General features: G+C 61.6%; 16 protein-coding genes. 15 read left to right on the forward strand and 1 reads right to left on the reverse strand.

The features are described 5' to 3' along the window. Position 1 precedes the first annotated feature (1 nt). Positions 2–1,015 carry a tRNA (adenosine(37)-N6)-threonylcarbamoyltransferase complex transferase subunit TsaD gene (gene tsaD / locus C515_RS0113285; protein WP_028455940.1) on the reverse strand — a complete coding sequence of 338 codons (1,014 nt, stop codon included), beginning with the start codon at positions 1,013–1,015 and terminating at the stop codon, positions 2–4. A gap of 184 nt (positions 1,016–1,199) precedes the next feature. Here tsaD and rpsU point away from each other — a divergent pair, with 184 nt between their 5' ends. The 15 genes from rpsU (at position 1,200) to C515_RS0113360 (ending at position 20,481) form a co-directional block, all read left to right on the forward strand. Further along, positions 1,200–1,412 carry a 30S ribosomal protein S21 gene (rpsU, locus tag C515_RS0113290; protein ID WP_028453256.1) on the forward strand — a complete coding sequence of 71 codons (213 nt, stop codon included), beginning with the start codon at positions 1,200–1,202 and terminating at the stop codon, positions 1,410–1,412. A 241-nt stretch (positions 1,413–1,653) separates the two neighbouring features. Further along, positions 1,654–2,094, forward strand: coding sequence for a GatB/YqeY domain-containing protein (locus tag C515_RS0113295; RefSeq protein WP_028455941.1), 441 nt, complete (start codon positions 1,654–1,656; stop codon positions 2,092–2,094). 274 nt (positions 2,095–2,368) lie between these two features. Then, positions 2,369–4,351 carry a DNA primase gene (dnaG, locus tag C515_RS22650; protein WP_051304930.1) on the forward strand — a complete coding sequence of 661 codons (1,983 nt, stop codon included), beginning with the start codon at positions 2,369–2,371 and terminating at the stop codon, positions 4,349–4,351. Between the two features lie 91 nt (positions 4,352–4,442). Continuing rightward, on the forward strand, positions 4,443–6,374 hold the full coding sequence (gene rpoD, locus C515_RS0113305) for an RNA polymerase sigma factor RpoD (RefSeq protein ID WP_028455942.1): 1,932 nt from the start codon (positions 4,443–4,445) through the stop codon (positions 6,372–6,374). Between the two features lie 206 nt (positions 6,375–6,580). After that, a complete protein-coding gene (locus tag C515_RS0113310; RefSeq protein ID WP_158380822.1) occupies positions 6,581–8,926 on the forward strand; it encodes a PAS domain-containing sensor histidine kinase in 2,346 nt (781 codons plus the stop codon). Continuing rightward, on the forward strand, positions 8,923–9,558 hold the full coding sequence (locus C515_RS0113315) for a response regulator transcription factor (protein WP_028455944.1): 636 nt from the start codon (positions 8,923–8,925) through the stop codon (positions 9,556–9,558). Before C515_RS0113310 ends, C515_RS0113315 begins: the two co-directional genes overlap by 4 nt. 143 nt (positions 9,559–9,701) lie before the next feature. Next, complete coding sequence (locus C515_RS0113320; protein ID WP_028455945.1) at positions 9,702–10,946, forward strand: ABC transporter substrate-binding protein; 1,245 nt, start codon at positions 9,702–9,704, stop codon at positions 10,944–10,946. A gap of 113 nt (positions 10,947–11,059) precedes the next feature. Continuing rightward, positions 11,060–11,959 (forward strand): carbohydrate ABC transporter permease, encoded by a 900-nt coding sequence (locus C515_RS0113325; protein ID WP_028455946.1) that lies wholly within the window; start codon positions 11,060–11,062, stop codon positions 11,957–11,959. After that, complete coding sequence (locus C515_RS0113330) at positions 11,952–12,809, forward strand: carbohydrate ABC transporter permease (RefSeq protein ID WP_028455947.1); 858 nt, start codon at positions 11,952–11,954, stop codon at positions 12,807–12,809. The genes C515_RS0113325 and C515_RS0113330 overlap by 8 nt, the downstream gene beginning before the upstream one ends. Before the next feature lie 12 nt (positions 12,810–12,821). Continuing rightward, a complete protein-coding gene (locus C515_RS0113335) occupies positions 12,822–13,907 on the forward strand; it encodes an ABC transporter ATP-binding protein (RefSeq protein WP_028455948.1) in 1,086 nt (361 codons plus the stop codon). 166 nt (positions 13,908–14,073) lie between these two features. Then, a complete protein-coding gene (locus C515_RS0113340) occupies positions 14,074–14,832 on the forward strand; it encodes a transporter substrate-binding domain-containing protein (protein ID WP_158380824.1) in 759 nt (252 codons plus the stop codon). Between the two features lie 645 nt (positions 14,833–15,477). Then, on the forward strand, positions 15,478–16,548 hold the full coding sequence (alr, locus tag C515_RS0113345) for an alanine racemase (protein ID WP_028455950.1): 1,071 nt from the start codon (positions 15,478–15,480) through the stop codon (positions 16,546–16,548). 93 nt (positions 16,549–16,641) lie between these two features. Further along, the gene (locus tag C515_RS0113350; RefSeq protein WP_028455951.1) at positions 16,642–17,868 is read left to right on the forward strand and encodes an aspartate kinase; all 1,227 of its coding nucleotides are present in this window, start codon (positions 16,642–16,644) and stop codon (positions 17,866–17,868) included. 88 nt (positions 17,869–17,956) lie between these two features. Continuing rightward, the gene (locus C515_RS0113355) at positions 17,957–19,159 is read left to right on the forward strand and encodes a BaiN/RdsA family NAD(P)/FAD-dependent oxidoreductase (RefSeq protein ID WP_245575036.1); all 1,203 of its coding nucleotides are present in this window, start codon (positions 17,957–17,959) and stop codon (positions 19,157–19,159) included. A gap of 653 nt (positions 19,160–19,812) precedes the next feature. Further along, a complete protein-coding gene (locus tag C515_RS0113360; RefSeq protein WP_028455953.1) occupies positions 19,813–20,481 on the forward strand; it encodes a DUF502 domain-containing protein in 669 nt (222 codons plus the stop codon). Positions 20,482–20,734 lie beyond the last annotated feature (253 nt).

Consider the following 20,734-nt stretch of genomic DNA (forward strand, 5'->3'; position numbering starts at 1 on the left):
ATCAGGCGGCGGCCAGCGTGGACAGATCCCAGCGCGGCTGCACGGCAAAGCTGCCGGCCGCTTGTGCGTGCTGCAGGCGTTGCGCGCCGGCGAAGGCGATCATCGCGCCATTGTCGGTGCACAGGTGCAGCGGCGGGTAGAACACCTGCCAGCCGCGGCGCGAGCAGGCCTCGTTGAGCCCTTCGCGCAGCTGGCGGTTGGCGCCGACACCGCCGGCGATCACCAGGCGCTTGAGCCCCGTCTGCTTCATCGCCTTGATGCACTTCTTCGCCAGTACCTCGACGATGGCCTCCTGAAAGGCCGCGCAGATGTCGGCGCGGGTTTGCTCGTCGAGATTGTCCTGCGCCTTCACGAGATTGAGGACCGCAGTTTTCAGTCCCGAGAAGCTGAAGTCGAGATCGGCCGAGTGCAGCATCGGACGCGGCAGCGTGAAGCGCGTCGCATCGCCCAGATCAGCCAGCTTCGACAGCGCCGGGCCGCCCGGATAGCCGAGCCCCAGCAGCTTGGCTGACTTGTCGAAGGCTTCGCCGGCGGCATCGTCGACCGTTTCGCCCAGCAGTTCATAGCGACCGACGCCGTGCACGGCCATCAGCTGCGTATGGCCGCCGGAAACCAGCAGCGCGACAAAGGGGAACTCGGGCGCGGGGTCGGCCAAGAGCGGCGAGAGCAGGTGCCCTTCGAGGTGGTGGACGGCGACGGTCGGCTTGTTCAGGGCAAAGGCCAGGGCATTGGCCACGCTGGCACCCACCAGCAGGGCGCCCGACAGCCCGGGGCCGGCGGTGTAGGCAATGGCATCGATATCGGCCAGCGTGCGTCCGGCGTCCGTGAGGCAGGCGCTGGTCAGCGGCAGCACGCGGCGGATGTGGTCGCGCGAGGCGAGTTCTGGCACCACGCCGCCATACTCGGCGTGCATGGCCATTTGCGTGTGCAGTTGGTGCGCCAGCAGCCCGGCTTGCGTGTCATACAAGGCAACGCCGGTTTCGTCGCAGGAAGATTCAATGCCCAGTACCAGCATGATGGAAAGACCAGATCGGATGTCCAATGGAGCGGGAAGGATAACCAGCTGGCGGGAATAGGGGAAGACGCAACAGTGCAAGAAGGGTTTTGACAGGGGCTGGGCTTTCATGGATAATCGCGGACTTTCCTCATTCCAATGCAGCCGCCTGCGGCTCATCTGCCAAGACAACAGGATTCGATTCATGCCATCTGTACGCGTTAAAGAGAACGAACCGTTCGAAGTAGCGATGCGCCGCTTCAAGCGTTCCGTAGAAAAGACTGGTCTGCTGACCGAACTGCGCGCTCGCGAGTTCTACGAAAAGCCGACCGCTGAACGCAAGCGCAAGCTCGCTGCTGCCGTAAAGCGCCACTACAAGCGCCTGCGCAGCCAGCAACTGCCGCCGAAGCTGTACTGATTCGGTCGAGCATGACGAAAAGGTCGCCTTGTGCGGCCTTTTGTCGTTTGGTCTTTTATCGCTGCATTTGCCGTTGTTTCATTTGCCAGCTTTGTTCTTTCATTACTATTCCAGGTTCGCCACGCCGCTGGTCGCACCCGGCCTTGAGTCTGCCGGCTGTTTTGCTGGTGCCGCAGGTCGCCGTGTGTGAGCCGGTTCCGCTTGCAGTGGCCCCGTTTCCCCGTTGATTACAGGATGCAGCATGTCGCTCAAAGCCCGCATTACCGATGACATGAAAACCGCCATGAAGGCGCGTGACACCGACCGTCTCGCTACCATTCGCCTCTTGCAGGCGGCGATCAAGCAAAAGGAAGTCGACGAGCGCGTCGAACTGGACGATGTTGCCGTGGCCGCCGTGATCGAGAAAATGGTCAAGCAGCGCCGCGACAGCATCAGCCAGTATCAGGCCGCGCAGCGCCAGGATCTGGCCGACAAGGAACAGGCCGAGATTGTCGTGCTGCAGGATTACATGCCGCAGCAGCTCAGCGGTGAAGAAATCGCAGCGGCAGTGGATGCCGCTGTGGCAAAGCATGGCGCTGCCCCTGCCGCCATGGGAAAGATCATGGGCGAGCTGAAGGCGGCGCTGGCTGGTCGCGCCGACATGACGGAAGTCAACAGGCTCGTCAAGGCCAGGCTGGGTTGATTCCTGATTGTTTAACCTGATTAGGTAGCTACCTCAGCAAAACCCAGTTCGTCATTCCGGCGAAAGCCGGAATCCAGCTGCAATGCCTGTTCGAGCAGTGCTCTGGATGCCGGCTTTCGCCGGCATGACGAGTTGCTGAGCAGGCTACCTAATCAGGTTGTTTAATGGGGTATATCGCCGTGGCCTTTTTCTGGAAAGGGCTGTGGCTATATACCCATTGACCTGTTCTGACCGGGTCGTCAACATGCCCTGCAACTTGTGAACTGACGCTGCCTTGGCCCGCATTCCCGAATCGTTTATCCAGGATGTGCTCAACCGCGTTGACATCGTCGACGTGGTCGAGAAGTACCTGCCGCTGAAAAAGGCCGGGCAGAATTACCAGGCCTGCTGCCCCTTCCACAAGGAAAAATCCCCCTCCTTTACCGTCAGCCCGTCCAAGCAGTTTTATCACTGCTTCGGTTGCGGTGCGCACGGCACGGCCATCGGCTTTGTCATGGAGTACGAAGGACTGAATTATCCGGAGGCCATCCGCAAACTGGCCGAGGGGCTGGGCATGGTCGTGCCGGTCGAAGAGGGTGGTCCGGCGCCAGCAGAAAAAGCCGCGCCGGGGATATTCGATGTCCTGAAGGGCGCCTTTGACTTCTATCGCGCGGCGCTCAAGAAGTCGCCCGAAGCCATTGCCTATTTCCGGAAGCGTGGCGTAGAGGGCAAGACTGCTGCACGATTTGGTCTTGGGTATGCCCCTGGGGGTGAGGACTGGCAAGCGCTCAAGGCCATATACCCTGATTATGACTGGAACAGGCTGCTGCTTGAGGCCGGGCTGGTCATCGAAAAGGAAGAGACCAAGCGCCGCTACGACCGCTTTCGCGATCGCGTGATGTTTCCCATCCTGAACCAGCGCGGCGCCGTGATCGGCTTTGGCGGGCGCGTGCTGGGGCAGGGCGAGCCCAAATACCTCAATTCGCCGGAAACGCCGGTATTCGAAAAGGGCCGCGAGCTCTATGGCCTGCCACAGGCGCGTGCGGCGATCCGCGAGCACAATCGCGTGCTGGTGACCGAGGGTTATATGGATGTCGTCATGCTGCACCAGCATGGCGTCGAGTATGCGGTGGCGAGTCTCGGTACGGCCTGCACGCCCGAACACATAAAAAAACTGCTCAAGCTCGCCGATGAGGTGATCTTCGGCTTTGATGGCGACAAGGCCGGTCGGCGCGCGGCCTGGCGGGCGCTGGAAAATGCGCTTCCCCAGGTGCGCGATGGCAAGGAGGTACGCTTCCTGTTCCTGCCGCCGGAGCACGATCCGGATTCCTATGTGCAGGAGTTCGGCCGCGAAGCCTTTGAAAACCTGCTGACGCACGAGGCCTTGCCGCTGTCGCAATACCTGCTGCGCGAGCTGGCGCTGCAGATCGACCTGGGCTCCGAAGAGGGGCGCGCCAAGCTCTGGCATGTGGCCAAGCCCTATCTCCAGCAATTGCACGAGGCCCCGGCCCTGCGCCTGCTGGTGCAAAAACGGCTGGGCGAGCTGTGCCATTTTTCTGCGGCCGATATGGCGCAGTTGCAGGAGAGTGCGCCGCCCCCATCCCGGCCGATGGTGGCGGCCGACGCCGAGTCACCCTATCCGCATGCGCACCGCGAGGATGTTGGCTACGAGGAGATGGCGGCTCCGGCGGCGTGGCAGCCTGCAGGTGCCCGGGGCGGCAGGGGCAAAGGGCAGGGGTTGGGCGCCTGGAGAGGTGCGGGCAGGAATGGCGGCGACTGGCGCGAGCGCCGGGCGCGCGAAGAGCGCGAGGCCAAGGGGCTCAGTGCGCCGCCGCCGGCGCAGCGCACGCAACAGGATCCGCTCTTGCGCCTCATGCAGCTGGTGTTGTGCGACCCGGCGCTGCTGGCCGGGCTGGATCCGGTCGAGGCGCGCTGGCCGCATGAGGGCCGGGTGGCGCTGGTGCTGGAGCTGCTGGGGCTGGCGCGCAGCCAGCCCCAGCAGCCGGGCGCATTGCTGCTTGAATTCTGGCGTGATCGCCCCGAATTCTCCTATCTGCAGCAGTGTCACGCCGATGGTCTGGCGACCTTCGAGCGCTTTCCGCGCGAGGAGCGCGAGCAGGAATTGCGTGACACCTGCCTGTTGATCGAGCGGCGCATCATCCAGCCGCGCCGCCAGGCGCGCCGCGCCGAGCTGGACGAGCGCCGCGCCAATGGCGGCCTGACCGAGCTGGAAAAGCAGGAATATCTGCAGTTGCTGCAGGACGCAGCGGCAGGCTAATCGGGTCGGGAGTGCCGGGCTTTTCGGAAAAGGCCTGAATTTTCTGATATAATTCCACGTTTTTGCACGATACGCTGAGCGTTGTACCGACATGGCGACTGATAAAGATTTGGTAAAAGAAGATATCAATCCTCGCGCCCAAGGGGAAGAGGCCGAGAGCCTCGATCCGGAAGTCCGCAAGGCGAAGTTCAAACTGCTGATTGTGCAGGGCAAGGAAAGGGGCTACCTGACCTACGCCGAGATCAATGACCATTTGCCGGAAGACATGCTCGATGCCGAGCAAATCGAAGGCGTGATCAGCATGATCACCAATATGGGCATCCAGGTGTATGACGAGGCGCCCGATGCCGAAGACCTGCTGATGTCCGACGCCACGCCTGCCGTGGCGGACGAAGATGCAGTCGAGGAAGCCGAAGCCGCACTGTCCTCGGTGGATTCCGAATTCGGCCGCACGACCGACCCGGTGCGCATGTACATGCGTGAAATGGGTACCGTCGAGCTCCTGACCCGTGAAGGCGAAATCGAGATTGCCAAGCGGATCGAGGAAGGCCTCAAGCACATGATCCTGGCCATCTCGGCGTGTCCGACCACCATCCAGACCATTCTGGATCTGGTGGACAAGGGTCTTGCCGACGAGATCCGCATCGACGAAGTGATCGACGGTTTCATCGACCCGAATGCACCCGAAGAGGAAGAAGCGCCGGCCCCCGAGTTGTCCGATGAAGAGCTGGAAGATGACGAAACGGAAGACGAGGAAGACGATGGTGGCGCCGCTGCCGCCAGCGCTAATCTGGAGCTGCTGAAGACCCAGGCTGCCGAGCACTTCGACGTGATCCGCAAGCTTTTCGACAAGATGGTCAAGGCGCTGGTCAAGGAAGGCGTGCAGGGCAAGACTTACCTCGCCCAGCAGGCTGCGATTGCCGAAGAATTCCAGAAAATCCGCTTCTCGGCCCGCCAGGTGGAAAACCTGTGTGATCAGCTGCGCAGCATGGTCGATGACATCCGCAGTCACGAGCGCGAGATCATGGACATCTGTCTGCAGAAGGTCCGCATGCCGCGCGATCATTTCATCAAGACCTTCCCGGGCCGCGAATGCGACACCAACTGGGTGCTTGAGGAAATTTCCTCCGGCCGCCCCTATGCCGAAATCCTCGGCCGCTATCAGCACGCGCTGATGGAAAAGCAGCAGAAGCTGGGCGAGCTGCAAGAGCGCGCGATGCTGCCGATCAAGGAGCTGAAGGAAATCAACCGCCAGATGTCCACCGGTGAAGCCAAGGCACGTCGCGCCAAGCGCGAAATGATCGAGGCCAACCTGCGTCTGGTGATCTCGATTGCCAAGAAGTACACCAACCGCGGCTTGCAGTTCCTCGACCTGATCCAGGAAGGCAATATTGGCCTGATGAAGGCGGTGGACAAGTTCGAATACCGTCGCGGCTACAAGTTCTCGACCTACGCCACCTGGTGGATCCGTCAGGCGATTACCCGTTCGATTGCCGATCAGGCCCGCACCATCCGCATTCCGGTGCACATGATCGAAACCATCAACAAGATGAACCGCATCCAGCGGCAAATCCTGCAGGAAACCGGCACCGATCCGACGCCGGACATCCTGGCCGAAAAGATGGAAATGCCGGAAGACAAGATCCGCAAGATCCTCAAGATTGCGAAAGAGCCGATCTCGATGGAAACGCCGATCGGTGACGACGACGATTCGCATCTGGGCGACTTCATCGAAGACCAGAACAATATGGCGCCGGCCGATGCCGCCGTCTATGCCGGTCTGCGTGAAGCCACCAAGGAAGTGCTTGATACCCTGACTCCGCGCGAGGCCAAGGTATTGCGCATGCGGTTCGGCATCGACATGAATACCGATCACACGCTGGAAGAAGTAGGCAAGCAGTTTGACGTGACGCGCGAGCGGATTCGCCAGATCGAAGCCAAGGCGCTCAGAAAGCTGCGCCACCCGACGCGTTCCGAGCGGCTCAAGAGCTTCGTGGAAAGCAACAGCAATCCGGAAACCTGAGCGGATTCATGACTGACGACAATGGCGCCCCTGTGGGCGCCATTGTCGTTTGGGCTGTAGCCCCGGAAGCATTGTTCTGGTTCAGCTTCGCGACAAGTATCGAAAATCCGGCCCGGACGCCATACTGTCTGTAGTGTATTTGTCTGCCGTGCAGGCAGATGCGAGACTGGTTTGCAATTGGCATTGTCTGGAAAAAGGTTGGGCGCTTGAGCTTCTCGGCAACTCTTACTGGCAGGAACCGCAGCCGTCTGGGCCCCTATCTGCGCGGGCGCTGGCCATGGACATTCGCCTACGGCATGCTGGCGCTGGTTGCATTGGCGCTGGCGCTTTATCTGTGGAATGACTGGCACAAGGAAGTCCGCCAGCAGGAAGCCACGATGGCCCAGGATTTGCTCTGGCAGGAGCAGGAAGTGCGCCTGCGCTTGCAGACCAATCAGAATGTCCTGGAAAACCTCGCCTACGCGCTGGCGGCCGGAGCGATCACGACGAATGATTTTCGCGTGCGCGCCGAAGGGCTGATGCGCGGCAATCCGGAAATCCTGGCGATTGAATGGGTGGATACCAACGGTGTCCGCCAGAGCGGCCTGCCCATTTACAGCAGCCGCCCCAACTCCTTGCCTGCTCTCGAAAATGCGCTGGTGATCGAGATGCTTGAGGGCGCGGCGACGCTGGGTTATCCGGTGTACTCCAATGTGCTGCATCATGATGAGTCCACCTCGGTCATGCAGGCTGTGCCGTTTTTTCACGGGACGGTGCACAAGGGCTCGGTGCTGATCACTTACCAGCTGTCCGGCCTGCTGCAGCAGCGCGTGCCCTGGTGGATGGTGCAGCGCTACGACCTGCAGCTGGTTGATGTGCAGGGCAGGGTGCTGGCGCCCTTGCGCAACATGCCCCTGCTGCAGGGGGCGGTGGTCAAGGAGGTGAGTTTCGATCCTCCGGGCCAGGGCTTGCGCCTGCGGGCCGTTGCAGTGCAGCAGCGGCATGGCGCCTGGGTGCGCCTGGGCGTGTGGGTGCTGGTGCTGTCCTTTCTGCTGCTGGTGGGCTGGGCGCTGCACCTCATGCACCAGCGTCTGCTTGAGCGCCAGCGGGCCGAGCGCCAGCTCTCCGACGAAATCCTGTTTCGTGCCGCCATGGAGAACTCGCTGGTAACCGGTTTGCGCGCCATGGATCGCGATGGTCGCCTGATGTACGTGAACCCGGCCTTCTGTGACATGGTGGGCTGGAGCGCCGCCGAGCTGATCGGTCATCTGCCGCCCATGCCCTTCTGGCCCCCCGAGGAACTGGCCAGCTGTGCGGCGGCTTACCAGGCCATCCTGCAGGGCGACTGCCCGGTCAATGGTTTCGAGTTGCGCTTCATGCGTCGCAATGGTGAACGTTTCGATGTGCGTCTTTACTCCTCGCAGCTGATCGACAGCCGGGGCGAGCATCGCGGCTGGATGGCTTCGCTCTATGACATCACCGAACTGCGCCGCGAACGCGAGGCGCTGGCCGCCTCGCGCCAGCAAATGCTGACGGTGCTTGATGGCCTGATGGCCGCCGTATCGGTCTGGGACATGCACACTGGCGAGTTGCGCTATCGCAACGGCCATCATGCCAGTACTTTCCAGTTGCCCGAAGGCGTGGGGCCGGTGTGCCTGCTGCCCCTGCAGCAGGATCGTCTCTTGCCGGGCGAAACGCTGGTGGTCGATTGCCTGGATGCCGTGACGCAGCGCTGGTACCAGCTGCAGCGCCGTTCGATTCAGTGGGTGGATGGTCGCCAGGTCTGGCTCGATATTGCCACCGACATTACCGCACAGCGCCAGGCTGCCGAGGCCGAACGCACGCGCGATGAAAAACTGCAGCATACGGCGCGCCTGGTCAACATGGGCGAGCTGGCTTCCAGCCTTTCCCATGAGCTCAACCAGCCGTTGGCCGCCATTTCCAGCTACAGCGCCGCCTGCGAAACCTTGCTGGAGCTGCCCAATCCCAACCTGCCCAAGATACGCAATACCCTGACCAAAATCGGCGAGCAGGCGCGTCGCGCCGGCAAGATCATTCGCGGCATTCGCGAGTTCGTGCTCAAGCGCACGCCGACCAATGAACCGTGCCAGCTCAGCGAATTGCTGGAAATGCCGCTGCAGTTGCTCGAGCCCGTGGCGCGCCGGCAAAAGGCCAGGCTGCAGGTCGATATTCCGGCGCGCTTGCCGGTGCTGAGCGGTGACAGGGTGATGCTTGAACAGGTGGTGTTCAACCTGATCAAGAATGGCCTGGAAGCCATGGCCGAGACGCCCGTGGCGGATCGCAGCATCACGATCCGTGCCGAGCGCGACGAGGGCTACCTGATCGTGCGCATTGCCGATCGCGGTAGCGGCATTGCCCAGCCCGAGCAGCTGTTCCAGCCCTTCTTCAGTACCAAGACCGATGGCATGGGCATGGGCCTCAATATCTGCCGTTCGGTCATCGAACAGCATCGCGGCCACCTGTGGGCCGAAGCCAACCCCTTGGGCGGTACCGTCTTTGCCTTTCGGCTGCCGGTGGCCCAGCGCAATCTGACCTTCGAGGAGACATCATGAAGTCCACCCATCATCCCATCGCCGTCATCGACGATGACGTGGCCGTTTGCGACTCGCTGGATCTGCTGTTCGAGACTCGCAACTGGCCGGTCAAGACCTTCGCCTCGGCAGAAGCCTTTCTGGAGGAGGGCAATCCGGGCAGTTACGCCTGCCTGATCGTCGATGTGCGCATGGCTGGCATGAGCGGGCTGGAGCTCTTTGGTCGCCTGAAGGAAGACTACGCCTATGTGCCGCCCTTGATCTTCCTGACCGGGCATGGTGACGTGCCGATGGCGGTCAGCGCGGTCAAGGATGGTGCAGCGGACTTTCTCGAAAAACCCTGTGATCACCATCAACTGCTGGCCAAGGTCGAGGTTTGCCTGGAGCGCGACCGCGAAGCGCGGATGAGTCGCACCCACCAGGATTCGGTGATGAGTCGGCTTGAAGAGCTGACGCCGCGCGAGCGCCAGGTGCTGCGGGAAATCCTCGCCGGCAAGCTCAACAAGCAGGTCGCCGACCGGCTGGACATCAGCATCAAGACGGTTGAGGTGCACCGTGCGCGCATTTTCACCAAGATGCGTGTGCATTCGGCGATGGAGCTGGCTGCCATGCTGAAGGACATTCCACTGGAGTCGTGGTGTCCGAATGCTTGAGTGACAGGCGATACGGTCTTGTGTGTAAGGCGTTCCCCCAGTCGGTGATTACCTGATGTTGTAACGGATGTAGTCAACCTAAAGTGCACTACACCAGAGCTGACCAACAAGGGCTCGGTTTGACCACAACCAGGAGATTGACGATGTCTTACCCCAAACTGTCCGCGCTGACTGCCGGCATGATGCTCGCATTTACCGCCCAGGCTGCTGAAGTGGAAGTGCTGCACTGGTGGACCTCCGGCGGTGAAGCCAAGGCTGCCGCCGAGCTGAAAAAAACCATGGAAGGCAAGGGCCACAAGTGGAAGGACTTTGCCGTGGCTGGTGGCGGTGGTGAGAACGCCATGACCGCGCTGAAAAGCCGCGTGGTTTCCGGTCAGCCGCCGGCCGCCGCCCAGATCAAGGGGCCGGCAATCCAGGAATGGGGTGAGGAAGGCGTGCTCAGCAGCATGGACAGCGTGGCCAAGAAGGAAGGCTGGGACAAGCTGCTGCCGCCGGTGGTGTCAAACGTGATGAAGTACAAGGGCCAGTATGTGGCGGCGCCGGTGAACGTGCACCGCGTGAACTGGCTGTGGGTGAATCCGGAGTTGCTGAAGAAGGCCAATGCCAAGGTGCCGGCCACGATTGACGAGCTTTTCGTCACCATGGAAGCCCTGAAGAAGGCCGGCATCCAGCCGCTCGCCTACGGCGGCCAGCCCTGGCAGGACTCCACCGTGTTCGAGAGCATTGCGCTTGGCGTCGGTGGCGCGGACTTCTACCAGAAGGCCTTCGTCAAGCTCGACGCGGCCGCGATCAAGAGCCCGACGATGATCAAGGCGCTCGATACCTACAAGAAGCTCAAGCCCTACACCGACAAGAATGCGCCGGGCCGCGAATGGAATCTGGCGACCGCCATGGTGATCAACGGCAAGGCTGCCATGCAGTTCATGGGCGACTGGGCCAAGGGTGAGTTCCTCGCCGCCGGCAAGGTGCCGGGCAAGGACTTCCTGTGCGTGGCTGCGCCAGGCACCGAGAAGGCCTTCACCTTCAACATCGATTCCTTCGTCTTCTTCAAGGTGCCCAGCAAGGATGCCGAGAAGGGGCAGCAGGATCTGGCTTCCGCGCTGATGAGCCCGGCCTTCCAGCAAACCTTCAACCTCAACAAGGGCTCGATCCCGGCACGCACCGGGCTGGACATGGCCAAGTTCGACGATTGCGGCAAGAAATCCTCGACCGATTTCAGCGCCAGTGCCAAGGGCAACACGCTGGTGCCGTCCTGGGCGCACGGCATGGCCATGCGTTCGGCCACGCAGGGCGCGATGTATGACGTGATCTCGCAGTACTGGAATGACGACAAGATGACCGCCCAGCAGGCGGCCGACAAGCTTGCCGCCGCAGCCAAGGTCATGTGATGACTCTGGCTCTTTGGGTGTGTCCTTTGTGGGTATATCCATGAAGCCAAGCTGAATCATAGGCTGCAGTCGAATACCTCCCGCCAGTCTGGCGGGAGGTTCTGGAGATCATCATGAGCAATACAAACGGCACCGCACACTACGGGTTCGCGGAACGCTGGCTGCCGCGCGTCGTTCTGGCGCCATCCTTCCTCTTGTCGCTGGTATTCATTTACGGATTCATCGCCTGGAACGGCTATCTGTCGTTCACGGCCTCGCGCATGCTGCCCAATTACGAATGGGTGGGCCTGGCGCAATACGAAGCGCTGTTCGCCAGCGAGCGCTGGTGGGTAGCGGTGCAGAATCTTGGCCTTTTCGCCGTGCTGTTCATCGCCGGCGCGATGGGCGTCGGCATCTTCCTCGCCATTTTGCTCGACCAGAAAATCCGCGCCGAAGGGGCGCTGCGCACGATTTACCTCTACCCGCTGGCGCTGTCCTTCATCGTGACCGGCACGGCCTGGAAGTGGATGCTCAATCCCGGTCTTGGCCTGGAAAAGCTGATGCACGACTGGGGGTTCACGTCGTTCACCTTCGACTGGCTGGTAAACCCCGATTATTCGATCTACACGGTGGTGATTGCGGCGATGTGGCAATCGTCGGGTTTTGTGATGGCGCTGTTCCTTGCGGGTTTGCGCGGCATCGACGACAGCATCATCAAGGCCGCGCAGATCGACGGCGCCAGCCTGCCGCGCATCTACTGGCGCATTGTGCTGCCGGCGCTGCGCCCGGTGTTTTTCTCGACGCTGATGATCCTTTCGCATATCGCCATCAAGAGCTTTGACCTGGTGATGGCGCTGACCGGCGGCGGCCCGGGCTTCTCGTCCGACCTGCCGGCCACCTTCATGTACCAGATGGCGTTCACGCGCGGCCAGATGGGCCTGGGTGCCGCATCCTCGATGATGATGCTGGCCACCGTCGCCGCCCTGGTCGTTCCCTATCTGTATTCCGAACTGAGGAGCAAGCGCCGTGGCTGAACAAGGCAAATTCTGGCGTGCCGTCGTGTACGGCTCGCTCTTGATCGCAGCGGTGTATTACCTGCTGCCGCTGTACGTGATGCTCACCACGTCGGTGAAGAGCATGGAGGAAATCCGCGCCGGCAACCTGCTGTCGCTGCCGCTGGACATCACCTTTGCCGCCTGGAGCAAGGCGTGGTCAACGGCATGCACCGGGGTCGAGTGCACGGGTCTGCAACCCTACTTCTGGAACTCGGTGGCCATGGTGGTGCCGGCCGTGGCGATCTCGACGGCGCTGGGCGCAGTCAACGGCTATGTGCTGTCGAAATGGCAGTTCCGCGGCTCGGAAGTCGTGTTCGCGATGATTCTCTTTGGCGTGTTCATTCCCTTTCAGGTGCTGCTGTTGCCGATGGCGCAGACGCTGGGTCTGTTCGGCATGGCCAATTCGATCACCGGTCTGGTGTTCGTGCATGTGGTGTGCGGGCTGGCGAGTACGACGCTGTTTTTCCGCAATTACTACGTCGGCATTCCGGACGAACTGATCAAGGCCGCGCGGCTGGATGGTGCTGGTTTCTGGCGGATTTTCTTCCGCATCATCCTGCCGATGTCCACGCCGATCCTCACCGTGACGGTGATCTGGCAGTTCACGCAGATCTGGAACGATTTCCTGTTCGGCGTGGTGTTCTCCAGCATCGATTCGCGGCCGATCACCGTGGGCTTGAACAATCTCGCCAATACCTCGACCAGCGTAAAGGAATACAACGTCGACATGGCTGCCGCGCTGATCGCGGCGCTGCCGACCATTGTTGTCTACGTGCTGGCTGGCAAATATTTCGTGCGCGGGCTGACTGCCGGCGCCGTCAAGGGTTAAAAGGAGTTGCAAATGGGTGCCTTGGCCATCAAGAACGTGACCAAGTCCTTCGGGGATACCGACATCCTCAAGGGCATCAATATCGACATCGACGCAGGCCAGTTCCTGATCCTGGTCGGGCCTTCGGGCTGCGGCAAGTCCACGCTGATGAACATCATCGCCGGCCTGGAAGGGCCGACCAGCGGGGAAGTGCATATCGGCGACCGGGTGGTGAACAATGTGGCGCCGAAGGATCGCGACATCGCCATGGTGTTCCAGAGCTATGCGCTGTATCCGACGATGAATGTGCGGCAGAACATCGCCTTCGGGCTGGAAACCCGCAAGGTACCAAAGGCGGAGCAGGACGAGATCATCGCCCGTGTTGCCAAGATGCTGCAGATCGAGCACCTGCTGGGTCGCAAGCCCAGCGAACTGTCGGGCGGGCAGCGCCAGCGCGTGGCGATGGGGCGGGCGCTGGCGCGCAATCCCAAGCTCTTCCTGTTCGACGAGCCGCTGTCGAATCTGGACGCCAAGCTGCGCGTGGAAATGCGCGCCGAAATCAAGCAGCTGCATCAGCGCCTGAAGACGACGATCGTGTATGTCACGCACGACCAGATCGAAGCCATGACGCTGGGTGACCGCATCGCGGTAATGAAGGATGGCGTCATCCAGCAATTCGGCAGCCCGCAGGAAATCTATGATTCGCCGGCCAATCTGTTCGTTGCCGGCTTCATCGGTTCGCCGTCGATGAATTTCATTCCCTGCCACATCGCCGAGCAGGGCGGCGTGCTGGGTGTGGCGCTGCAGGGCGAGGGCGAGCCGGTGTTCTTTGCCTTGCCGGAGCGCTTGAACGTGCAGGGCCGTGTTGGCCAGGCGGTGATTCTGGGCTTGCGGCCGGAGCAGTTCGACCAGGCGGACGCAGGTGGGGTGGCGTGCCGCATCCGCATTACCGAACCGACCGGCCCGGACACCATGCTGCTCAGCCAGCTCAACGGCCGCGACATCATCGCGCGAGTCCATCCGCGTCATGCACCGGCCGCTGGCGAGTTGTGCAGCCTCGTGCCCGACCTGCGCAAGGCGGTACTGTTTGATCCGGAGACGCAGACCCGCATCGGCTGATGCGCTGACTGCCTGGCCGCCGGATTTTCGGCCGCGCGGCACGCGCCGGGAAAGGCCCGGCGCAAAGGCTGGCAGGGCCTGCGTCTTGTTTTTGGGTTTCGGCTCCGCCGTGAAAACGGCCTGCTAAAGTCAGGGAATGGGGTTTCCGGCAGACAGGGTGTGGGGTGTGAAAGGCTGGCGTGTACTGTGTGGCGTGATGCTGATGTGCTGGCTGTGGACGGCGCAGGCTGCACCGCGCACGGTGGTGCTGTGGAGTCATTATGACTATCCGCCCTTTGTCATCAGTCCGGCGGAGGGCTTGAGTTACCGGCTGGCCAGTACGCTCAGCCGGCTCTCCGGTCAGCGCTTTGCCTTTGTCGTGCAGGTCGTGCCGCGCAAACGGCTTGATGCGCAACTGAGCGAGCCTGACTGGCAGGGCGTGGTGGGCTGGGTCAATCCCGCCTGGTTCGACGACCTGCCCATGCGCCGCCATGCCTGGAGTGCCGCCATTCTGAATGACGAGGACTGGCTGCTCTCCAGCCCCAGGCGGCCGCTGGAGTGGCAGGGGCCGCAAACCCTGGAGGGCTTGCGACTGGGCGGGCTGCTCGGCCACCGCTATGTGGAAATCGAGTCGCTGTTGCGGGCCGGACGCATCCAGCGCGACGATGTCAGCTCCCAGGAGGCCAATCTGCGCAAGCTGGCTGCTGGACGTATCGATGCCATGTTCATGACGCGCAGTGCTTATCTGTGGCTGCGCCAGCACCAGCCCGCCATGCTGGCCGGCCTGCATGTCTCGCGCGAACCGCGCAGCCGCTATGAACGCCGCCTGTTCGCCAACCCGCTGGATGAAGAACTGGCGGCATTCATTCGCGCAGCTCCGGCCTTGCTCGCCCATGATCCGGCCTGGCAGCAGGTGCTGCGTGACTATGGCCTGCAAAGTGGCTAGGTTCTGTTGAGGTTTGATTAGTTTTTACGCAGCCCTGCCAGCTTGCCGGGGTGCGAAACAGCGCTACAGCAAGTACGAGTACTGGCGAGCATTGGTGACAAAGCCTCCGGCAAGAATGGCGGGGCTGCCCTGCGGGCGATGGGCTCTTTTGCCTCATTGCGGCGTCATTCGCCGCTGACAGTACTGGTACTGCGGCGCGACGAATGCCTTGCACTGAGGCAAAATAGCCCATCGCGTAAAAATTAATCAAACGTCAACAGAGCCTAGGTTCTGTTGACGTTTTGTTTGCGCTGCCCGTTTGTGCTGTTTTAAAACGGCGCAGAAACCCGCAGCCACTGCATCATCCTGCGTCGTGTTGATGAAAAATCCGCGCTGGCAAAATGACCTCGCCACTTTTGTCTTGCCGAGGAAATGTGCTGGCCAGTTTTTATATGGGTATGTGGCTGTAGCCTTTTTTCATGTTTGGCTACATGGCGATACATTGATGCGTATATCGGTTTGTGAGCTTCATGCCAGGGCTCACTGCGTGGCGCCGTTCACCCGGAGAACTGGCGGCCGCATCCGGCACGGCTGTGGCGCATTCACAGCCCGTTCAGCGGGGCTTTGCGTATAATCATCCGCTTTCCCTGCCGCTCACTTTTCGCCATGACCCGGCCCATTCTTGCCCGCATTCATGCTTCCGCCCTCACGCACAATCTGGCCGTGTTGCGAGCGCGCAGCGGCCAGGCCGGGCTGATGGCGGTGGTCAAGGCCAATGCTTACGGGCACGGTCTGGTTGCGGTGGCGGCCAGTCTGGCCGGGGCCGATGCCTGGGCCGTGCTGGATGTGGCTGCCGCCACTCGGCTGCGCGAGCTGGGGCATCGCCAGCCCATCCTGCTGCTTGAAGGGGCATTCAGCCCGGACGAGTTGCCGCTGTGCGCCGAACTTGAACTCGCGGCAACCGTGCATAGCGAGCAGCAGATTGCCTGGTTGCGCACCGCGCGCCTCTCGCGGCCGTTGCAGGTCTTTCTCAAGCTCAATAGCGGCATGAACCGCCTGGGTTTTGCGCTGGCGGAAGCCAGGCAGCGCTACGCCGAACTGGCGGCGTTGCCCAATGTGGCCGGCATTACCCTGATGACGCATTTTGCGACCGCCGATGAGCCCGAGCGGAGAGTTGACTGGCAGTTTGCGCGTTTCCAGGCCGCGACAGCTGGCCTGGACGCTCCGTTTACCGCCGCGAACTCGGCCGCGCTGTTTGATTATCCCGCTACTCACGGCCGCTGGGTGCGTCCGGGTCTGGTGCTGTATGGCGCCTCGCCGTTTGCCGGGCGCAGCGCCCGCGAGCTGGGGCTCTTGCCCGCCATGTCGCTGAATTCCGCAATCATCAGCGTGCAGCAGCTGCAGGCCGGGGATGCGGTCGGTTACGGTGCAAGCTTTGTTGCCGAGCAGCCGCTGCGCGTCGGTACGGTGGCCTGCGGCTATGCCGACGGTTATCCGCGCCATGCACCAACCGGCACGCCCGTTCTGGTGGACGGAGTCCGCACCCGCCTGATCGGGCGCGTGTCCATGGACATGCTGGCCGTCGATCTGGAACCTGTGCCGCAAGCCGGTGTCGGAAGTGCGGTCGAGCTGTGGGGGCAAGCCCTGCCGATCGACGAGGTGGCGCGGGCTGCCGGCACGATTTCGTATGAATTGATGTGCGCGCTGGCGCCCCGTGTTCCGCTGCGGATCGACTGAAGGCGTCCTCCATAGTTTCCCCGGCGCAGGCATATTTGCATTACAATACTGCGCTTATTTTTCAATAACACTTTCCAACCTGCAGGTTGAATCATGGCACTGATTGTCCAGAAATACGGCGGCACTTCCGTCGGCTCCCCGGACCGCATCAAGAACGTGGCGCGGCGCGTGGCCAAATTCAAGGCGCAGGGGCACGATCTCGTGATCGTCGTCTCCGCGATGTCCGGTGAAACCAACCGCCTGATCGCACTGGCCAAGGAAATCCAGGCCCAGCCCGATCCGCGCGAGCTGGACGTCATCGTCTCCACCGGCGAACAGGTGACCATCGGCCTCTTGGCCATGGCGCTGAAAGAGCAGGGTGTCGATGCGGTGAGCTACACCGGCGCCCAGGTCAAGATCCTGACCGATTCCGCGCACACCAAGGCGCGCATCCAGCACATCGACGACGCCAACATGCGTGCCGACCTGACCGCTGGCAAGGTCGTCATCGTGGCCGGTTTCCAGGGCGTCGATGCGCAGGGCAACATCACCACGCTGGGCCGTGGCGGTTCGGATACCTCCGGCGTGGCGCTGGCCGCGGCGCTGAAGGCCGACGAGTGCCAGATCTACACCGACGTTGACGGCGTGTACACCACCGACCCGCGCGTCGTGCCGGAAGCCCGCAAGCTCAAGACCATCACCTTTGAAGAGATGCTCGAGCTGGCCAGCCTGGGTTCCAAGATCCTGCAAATCCGCTCGGTCGAATTCGCCGGCAAATACAATGTGAAACTGCGCGTGTTGTCCTCCTTCCAGGAAGAAGGCGAGGGCACTCTGATCACTTTCGAGGAAGACTCTACCGTGGAAAAACCAGTCATCTCCGGCATCGCCTTCAACCGTGACGAAGCCCGTATCAACGTGATCGGCGTGCCGGACAAGCCGGGCATCGCTTACCAGATCCTCGGCCCCGTGGCCGATGCCAACATCGACGTCGACATGATCATCCAGAACGTCGGCCAGGATGGCACCACCGATTTCTCCTTCACCGTGCCGAAGGGCGAATACCCGCGCGCACTGAAGGTGCTGGAAGAAGTGAAGAAGCACGTCGGTGCCCGTGAAGTCAGCGGCGACGACAAGATCTGCAAGGTCTCCATCGTCGGCGTGGGCATGCGCTCGCACGTGGGCGTGGCCTCCACCATGTTCCGCACGCTGGCCGAAGAAGGCATCAACATCCAGATGATCTCCACTTCCGAAATCAAGATTTCGGTTGTCGTGGATGAAAAGTATCTGGAACTGGCCGTGCGCGTGCTGCACAAGGCCTTCGGTCTGGAACAGGCTGTCTGATTGTCCTGCGCCTGCCATGGTGTGCATGGCGCGGATGCTCGAAAACCCCGGTTTGCGCCGGGGTTTTTTCATGGTGTGACAAACAAGAATGACACAGCCGTTTGTCGGCTGCTGCGGGGTGAGCAAGATGCTGGAAACCGATGTGGTGGTGCTGGGGGCGGGCGCGGCGGGCATGATGTGCGCCGCGACGGCCGGCCAGATGGGCCGGCGCGTGGTGCTGATCGACCATGCCGAGAAGCTGGCCGAGAAGATCCGCATTTCCGGCGGCGGGCGCTGCAATTTCACCAATTTGTATGTGCGTCCCGAGTGTTACCTGTCGGCCAATCCACACTTCATGAAGTCCGCGCTCAAGCAGTACACGCAGCATGACTTCATGGCGCTGATGCAAAAGCACGGCCTGTCCTGGACCGAGAAAACCCTGGGCCAGCTGTTCTGCGACCAGGGCTCGGAAGCGGTGATCGCCATGCTCAAACAAGAGGTCGACGATGCCGGCGTCTGCTGGCGCATGGCGACGCAGCTCTTCGAGGTGGAAGCCCATCCGGACGGCGGCTTCATCGTTCGCACGTCGAAGGAAAACTGGCATTGCCAGTCGCTGGTGGTGGCGACCGGCGGCCTGTCGATTCCGCAGGTCGGTGCGACAGGTATTGGCCTGGAGCTCGCCAAGCAGTTTGGTTTGCCGCTGATACCCACCACACCGGCACTGGTGCCGCTGACCTTTCAGCCGCAGGATCTGTGGGGCGAGCTTGCCGGCATCGCGCTCGAGCACAGCGCGGCGAGCACCGGCGACATCAGTTTTCGCGAGGCGATGCTGCTCACGCACAAGGGCGTGTCCGGCCCCGCCATCCTGCAGGTTTCCAGCTATTGGGAGCCTGGCAAGGCGATCGTCATCGACATGCTGCCCGGGCTTGCCGATGAGGACATCTTCCCACAGGCGCAGCGCGACAAGTCGGTGCTCAACCTGCTCGCCGAGCACCTGCCGCGCCGCCTGGCGCAGGCCGTGCTGGGCGAGGAAAGCCGCCCGCTCAAACAGCTGACTCCGAAAGAGCTGGCCACACTATTGCACCGGCTGCATCACTGGGAATTCATCCCGTCCGGCACGCAGGGCTACCGCAAGGCCGAGGTGATGCGTGGCGGAGTGGACACCGCCGCACTGTCGTCGAAAACCATGATGGCGCGCGATGTGCCGGGTTTGTTCTTCATCGGCGAAGTGGTCGACGTGACCGGCTGGCTGGGCGGCTACAATTTTCAGTGGGCCTGGTCATCCGGATATGTTGCAGGTTTGCATGTTTAGGACTACAGTGGAAATGCATCGATAACTCACGAAAGGAGCAGAGCTTGGAAGTCAAAGTTTCGCAGTTTCGTGATGCGACCCGAGTGGTCGCCTAAGCTAACCCGCCCAAGGGTTGCCTAAACCGGATGCCGCTGAAGATCGTACGCAGTTGCAACACCAAGTAGTACGAGCATCATGCAGTACCAGCAGTTCAGTAGCTTGTTTGCTGTACGCAGTATGCAGTTCCGTTAGCTGTTGCTTTGTCATGCAAGCCCGCCCATTTCGCTGCCATCCGTGGCAGGAGCACAAAGTGTGCACGTTGTAATGCAGTACCGGGCAGGCATCGTTCTTTTGCAGTAGCAGTTCCTGAGTCGCTAGTTTTCTTCAACCACAGTAGTTCAGCATGTGTTTGGCAGTAAACGCAGTAGCAGGACAGCGGAATCCGGCGGTACAAACGGGGTGCTTCAAGCACCCCGTTCTCATTTTCGCGTGCCGGATGGCCGGTTCCGTCAGGCTGCCTGCCTCACCTCGCTCCTTCTTCCTCGCGCCTTTCCGCACTCTGGCAGGGCCGCGTGTGCTTTTTCCCTGCCGTTTACGCCGTTGCAGGCTTGCCTGAGGTAAAGTACGCAGCTCTCATCCTTTGCGGGTGTGGCGATTTATTTGCGGAACAAGGCATGCTCATCAAACGTAGTCTGAAAGCCATCATGACAACCTGGTTTGCCGGGTTGCTGGCATTGTTGCCATTGCTGCTCACGCTGGCGCTGCTGGCCTGGGTGCTGAACTTTCTCAACCAGTATTTCGGGCCGGGTAGCAAGATCGGGCAATTGTTTGCCTATCTTGGCCAGTATTTCGTCAACAATCCGGTGCTGGAATACCTGCTCGGCACCTTCCTGCTGATTCTGGCGATCTATCCGCTGGGCATACTGGTGCAATCCCGCCTCAAACAGCCGCTGGCCACGCTGGTGGATCACACGCTGCGCAAGATTCCGCTGTTTGGCAATCTCTACAATCTGGCCGACCGCTTTGTCGGCTTGCTGGACCAGAAGGAAGACGCCGACATTGGCGCCATGAGCCCGGTCTGGTGTTTCTTTGGTGGTGATGGCGTGGCGGTGCTGGCGCTGATGCCCAATCCCGTGCCGGTCGAGCTGGAAGGGCGCACCTATCAGGCCATCCTGATTCCGACCGCGCCAGTGCCCATCGGCGGCGGCCTGCTCTACGTGCCCACCGACTGGATACGCCCGGCGCAGATCGGGGTGGACAAGCTGACCAGCATCTATGTGTCGATGGGCATTACCCCACCGCCGGATTTGCAGGCCGCCGTGGCCCGCACGCAGGCGCGCTAGCCCGGATTTTTCACCACCTGCTCACTGAGCGGGCTCAAGCAGCAGAAACTCCTCCCGGATAGCAGATCGCCGCTCTGCAGCGCGGGCACTGGCCTGCTTTCCAGATTGCGGGCGCAGCTTCCCCTACCCCCGAAGCGTCAACGTGTCGGGGCCGCACTCGTTTTGACTATGGGCTGGCCAGTGCCTCTGCCGCGAGGCGATACACCTCACGCAGTGGGTGATGGCTGGCAAACAGGATCCGGATACGCCGGGT

The sequence above is a fragment of the Chitinilyticum litopenaei DSM 21440 genome (genome assembly GCF_000428145.1).
In the GTDB taxonomy this organism is placed as follows: domain Bacteria; phylum Pseudomonadota; class Gammaproteobacteria; order Burkholderiales; family Chitinibacteraceae; genus Chitinilyticum; species Chitinilyticum litopenaei.

Bases quoted from the DNA above. Each gene is read 5' to 3' on its own strand.
- tsaD (WP_028455940.1), bottom strand. From the start codon at position 1,015: ATGCTGGTACTGGGCATTGAATCTTCCTGCGACGAAACCGGCGTTGCC.
- rpsU (WP_028453256.1), top strand. From the start codon at position 1,200: ATGCCATCTGTACGCGTTAAAGAGAACGAACCGTTCGAAGTAGCGATG.
- C515_RS0113295 (WP_028455941.1), top strand. From the start codon at position 1,654: ATGTCGCTCAAAGCCCGCATTACCGATGACATGAAAACCGCCATGAAG.
- rpoD (WP_028455942.1), top strand. From the start codon at position 4,443: ATGGCGACTGATAAAGATTTGGTAAAAGAAGATATCAATCCTCGCGCC.
- C515_RS0113315 (WP_028455944.1), top strand. From the start codon at position 8,923: ATGAAGTCCACCCATCATCCCATCGCCGTCATCGACGATGACGTGGCC.
- C515_RS0113320 (WP_028455945.1), top strand. From the start codon at position 9,702: ATGTCTTACCCCAAACTGTCCGCGCTGACTGCCGGCATGATGCTCGCA.
- C515_RS0113325 (WP_028455946.1), top strand. From the start codon at position 11,060: ATGAGCAATACAAACGGCACCGCACACTACGGGTTCGCGGAACGCTGG.
- C515_RS0113335 (WP_028455948.1), top strand. From the start codon at position 12,822: ATGGGTGCCTTGGCCATCAAGAACGTGACCAAGTCCTTCGGGGATACC.
- alr (WP_028455950.1), top strand. From the start codon at position 15,478: ATGACCCGGCCCATTCTTGCCCGCATTCATGCTTCCGCCCTCACGCAC.
- C515_RS0113350 (WP_028455951.1), top strand. From the start codon at position 16,642: ATGGCACTGATTGTCCAGAAATACGGCGGCACTTCCGTCGGCTCCCCG.
- C515_RS0113355 (WP_245575036.1), top strand. From the start codon at position 17,957: ATGACACAGCCGTTTGTCGGCTGCTGCGGGGTGAGCAAGATGCTGGAA.
- C515_RS0113360 (WP_028455953.1), top strand. From the start codon at position 19,813: ATGCTCATCAAACGTAGTCTGAAAGCCATCATGACAACCTGGTTTGCC.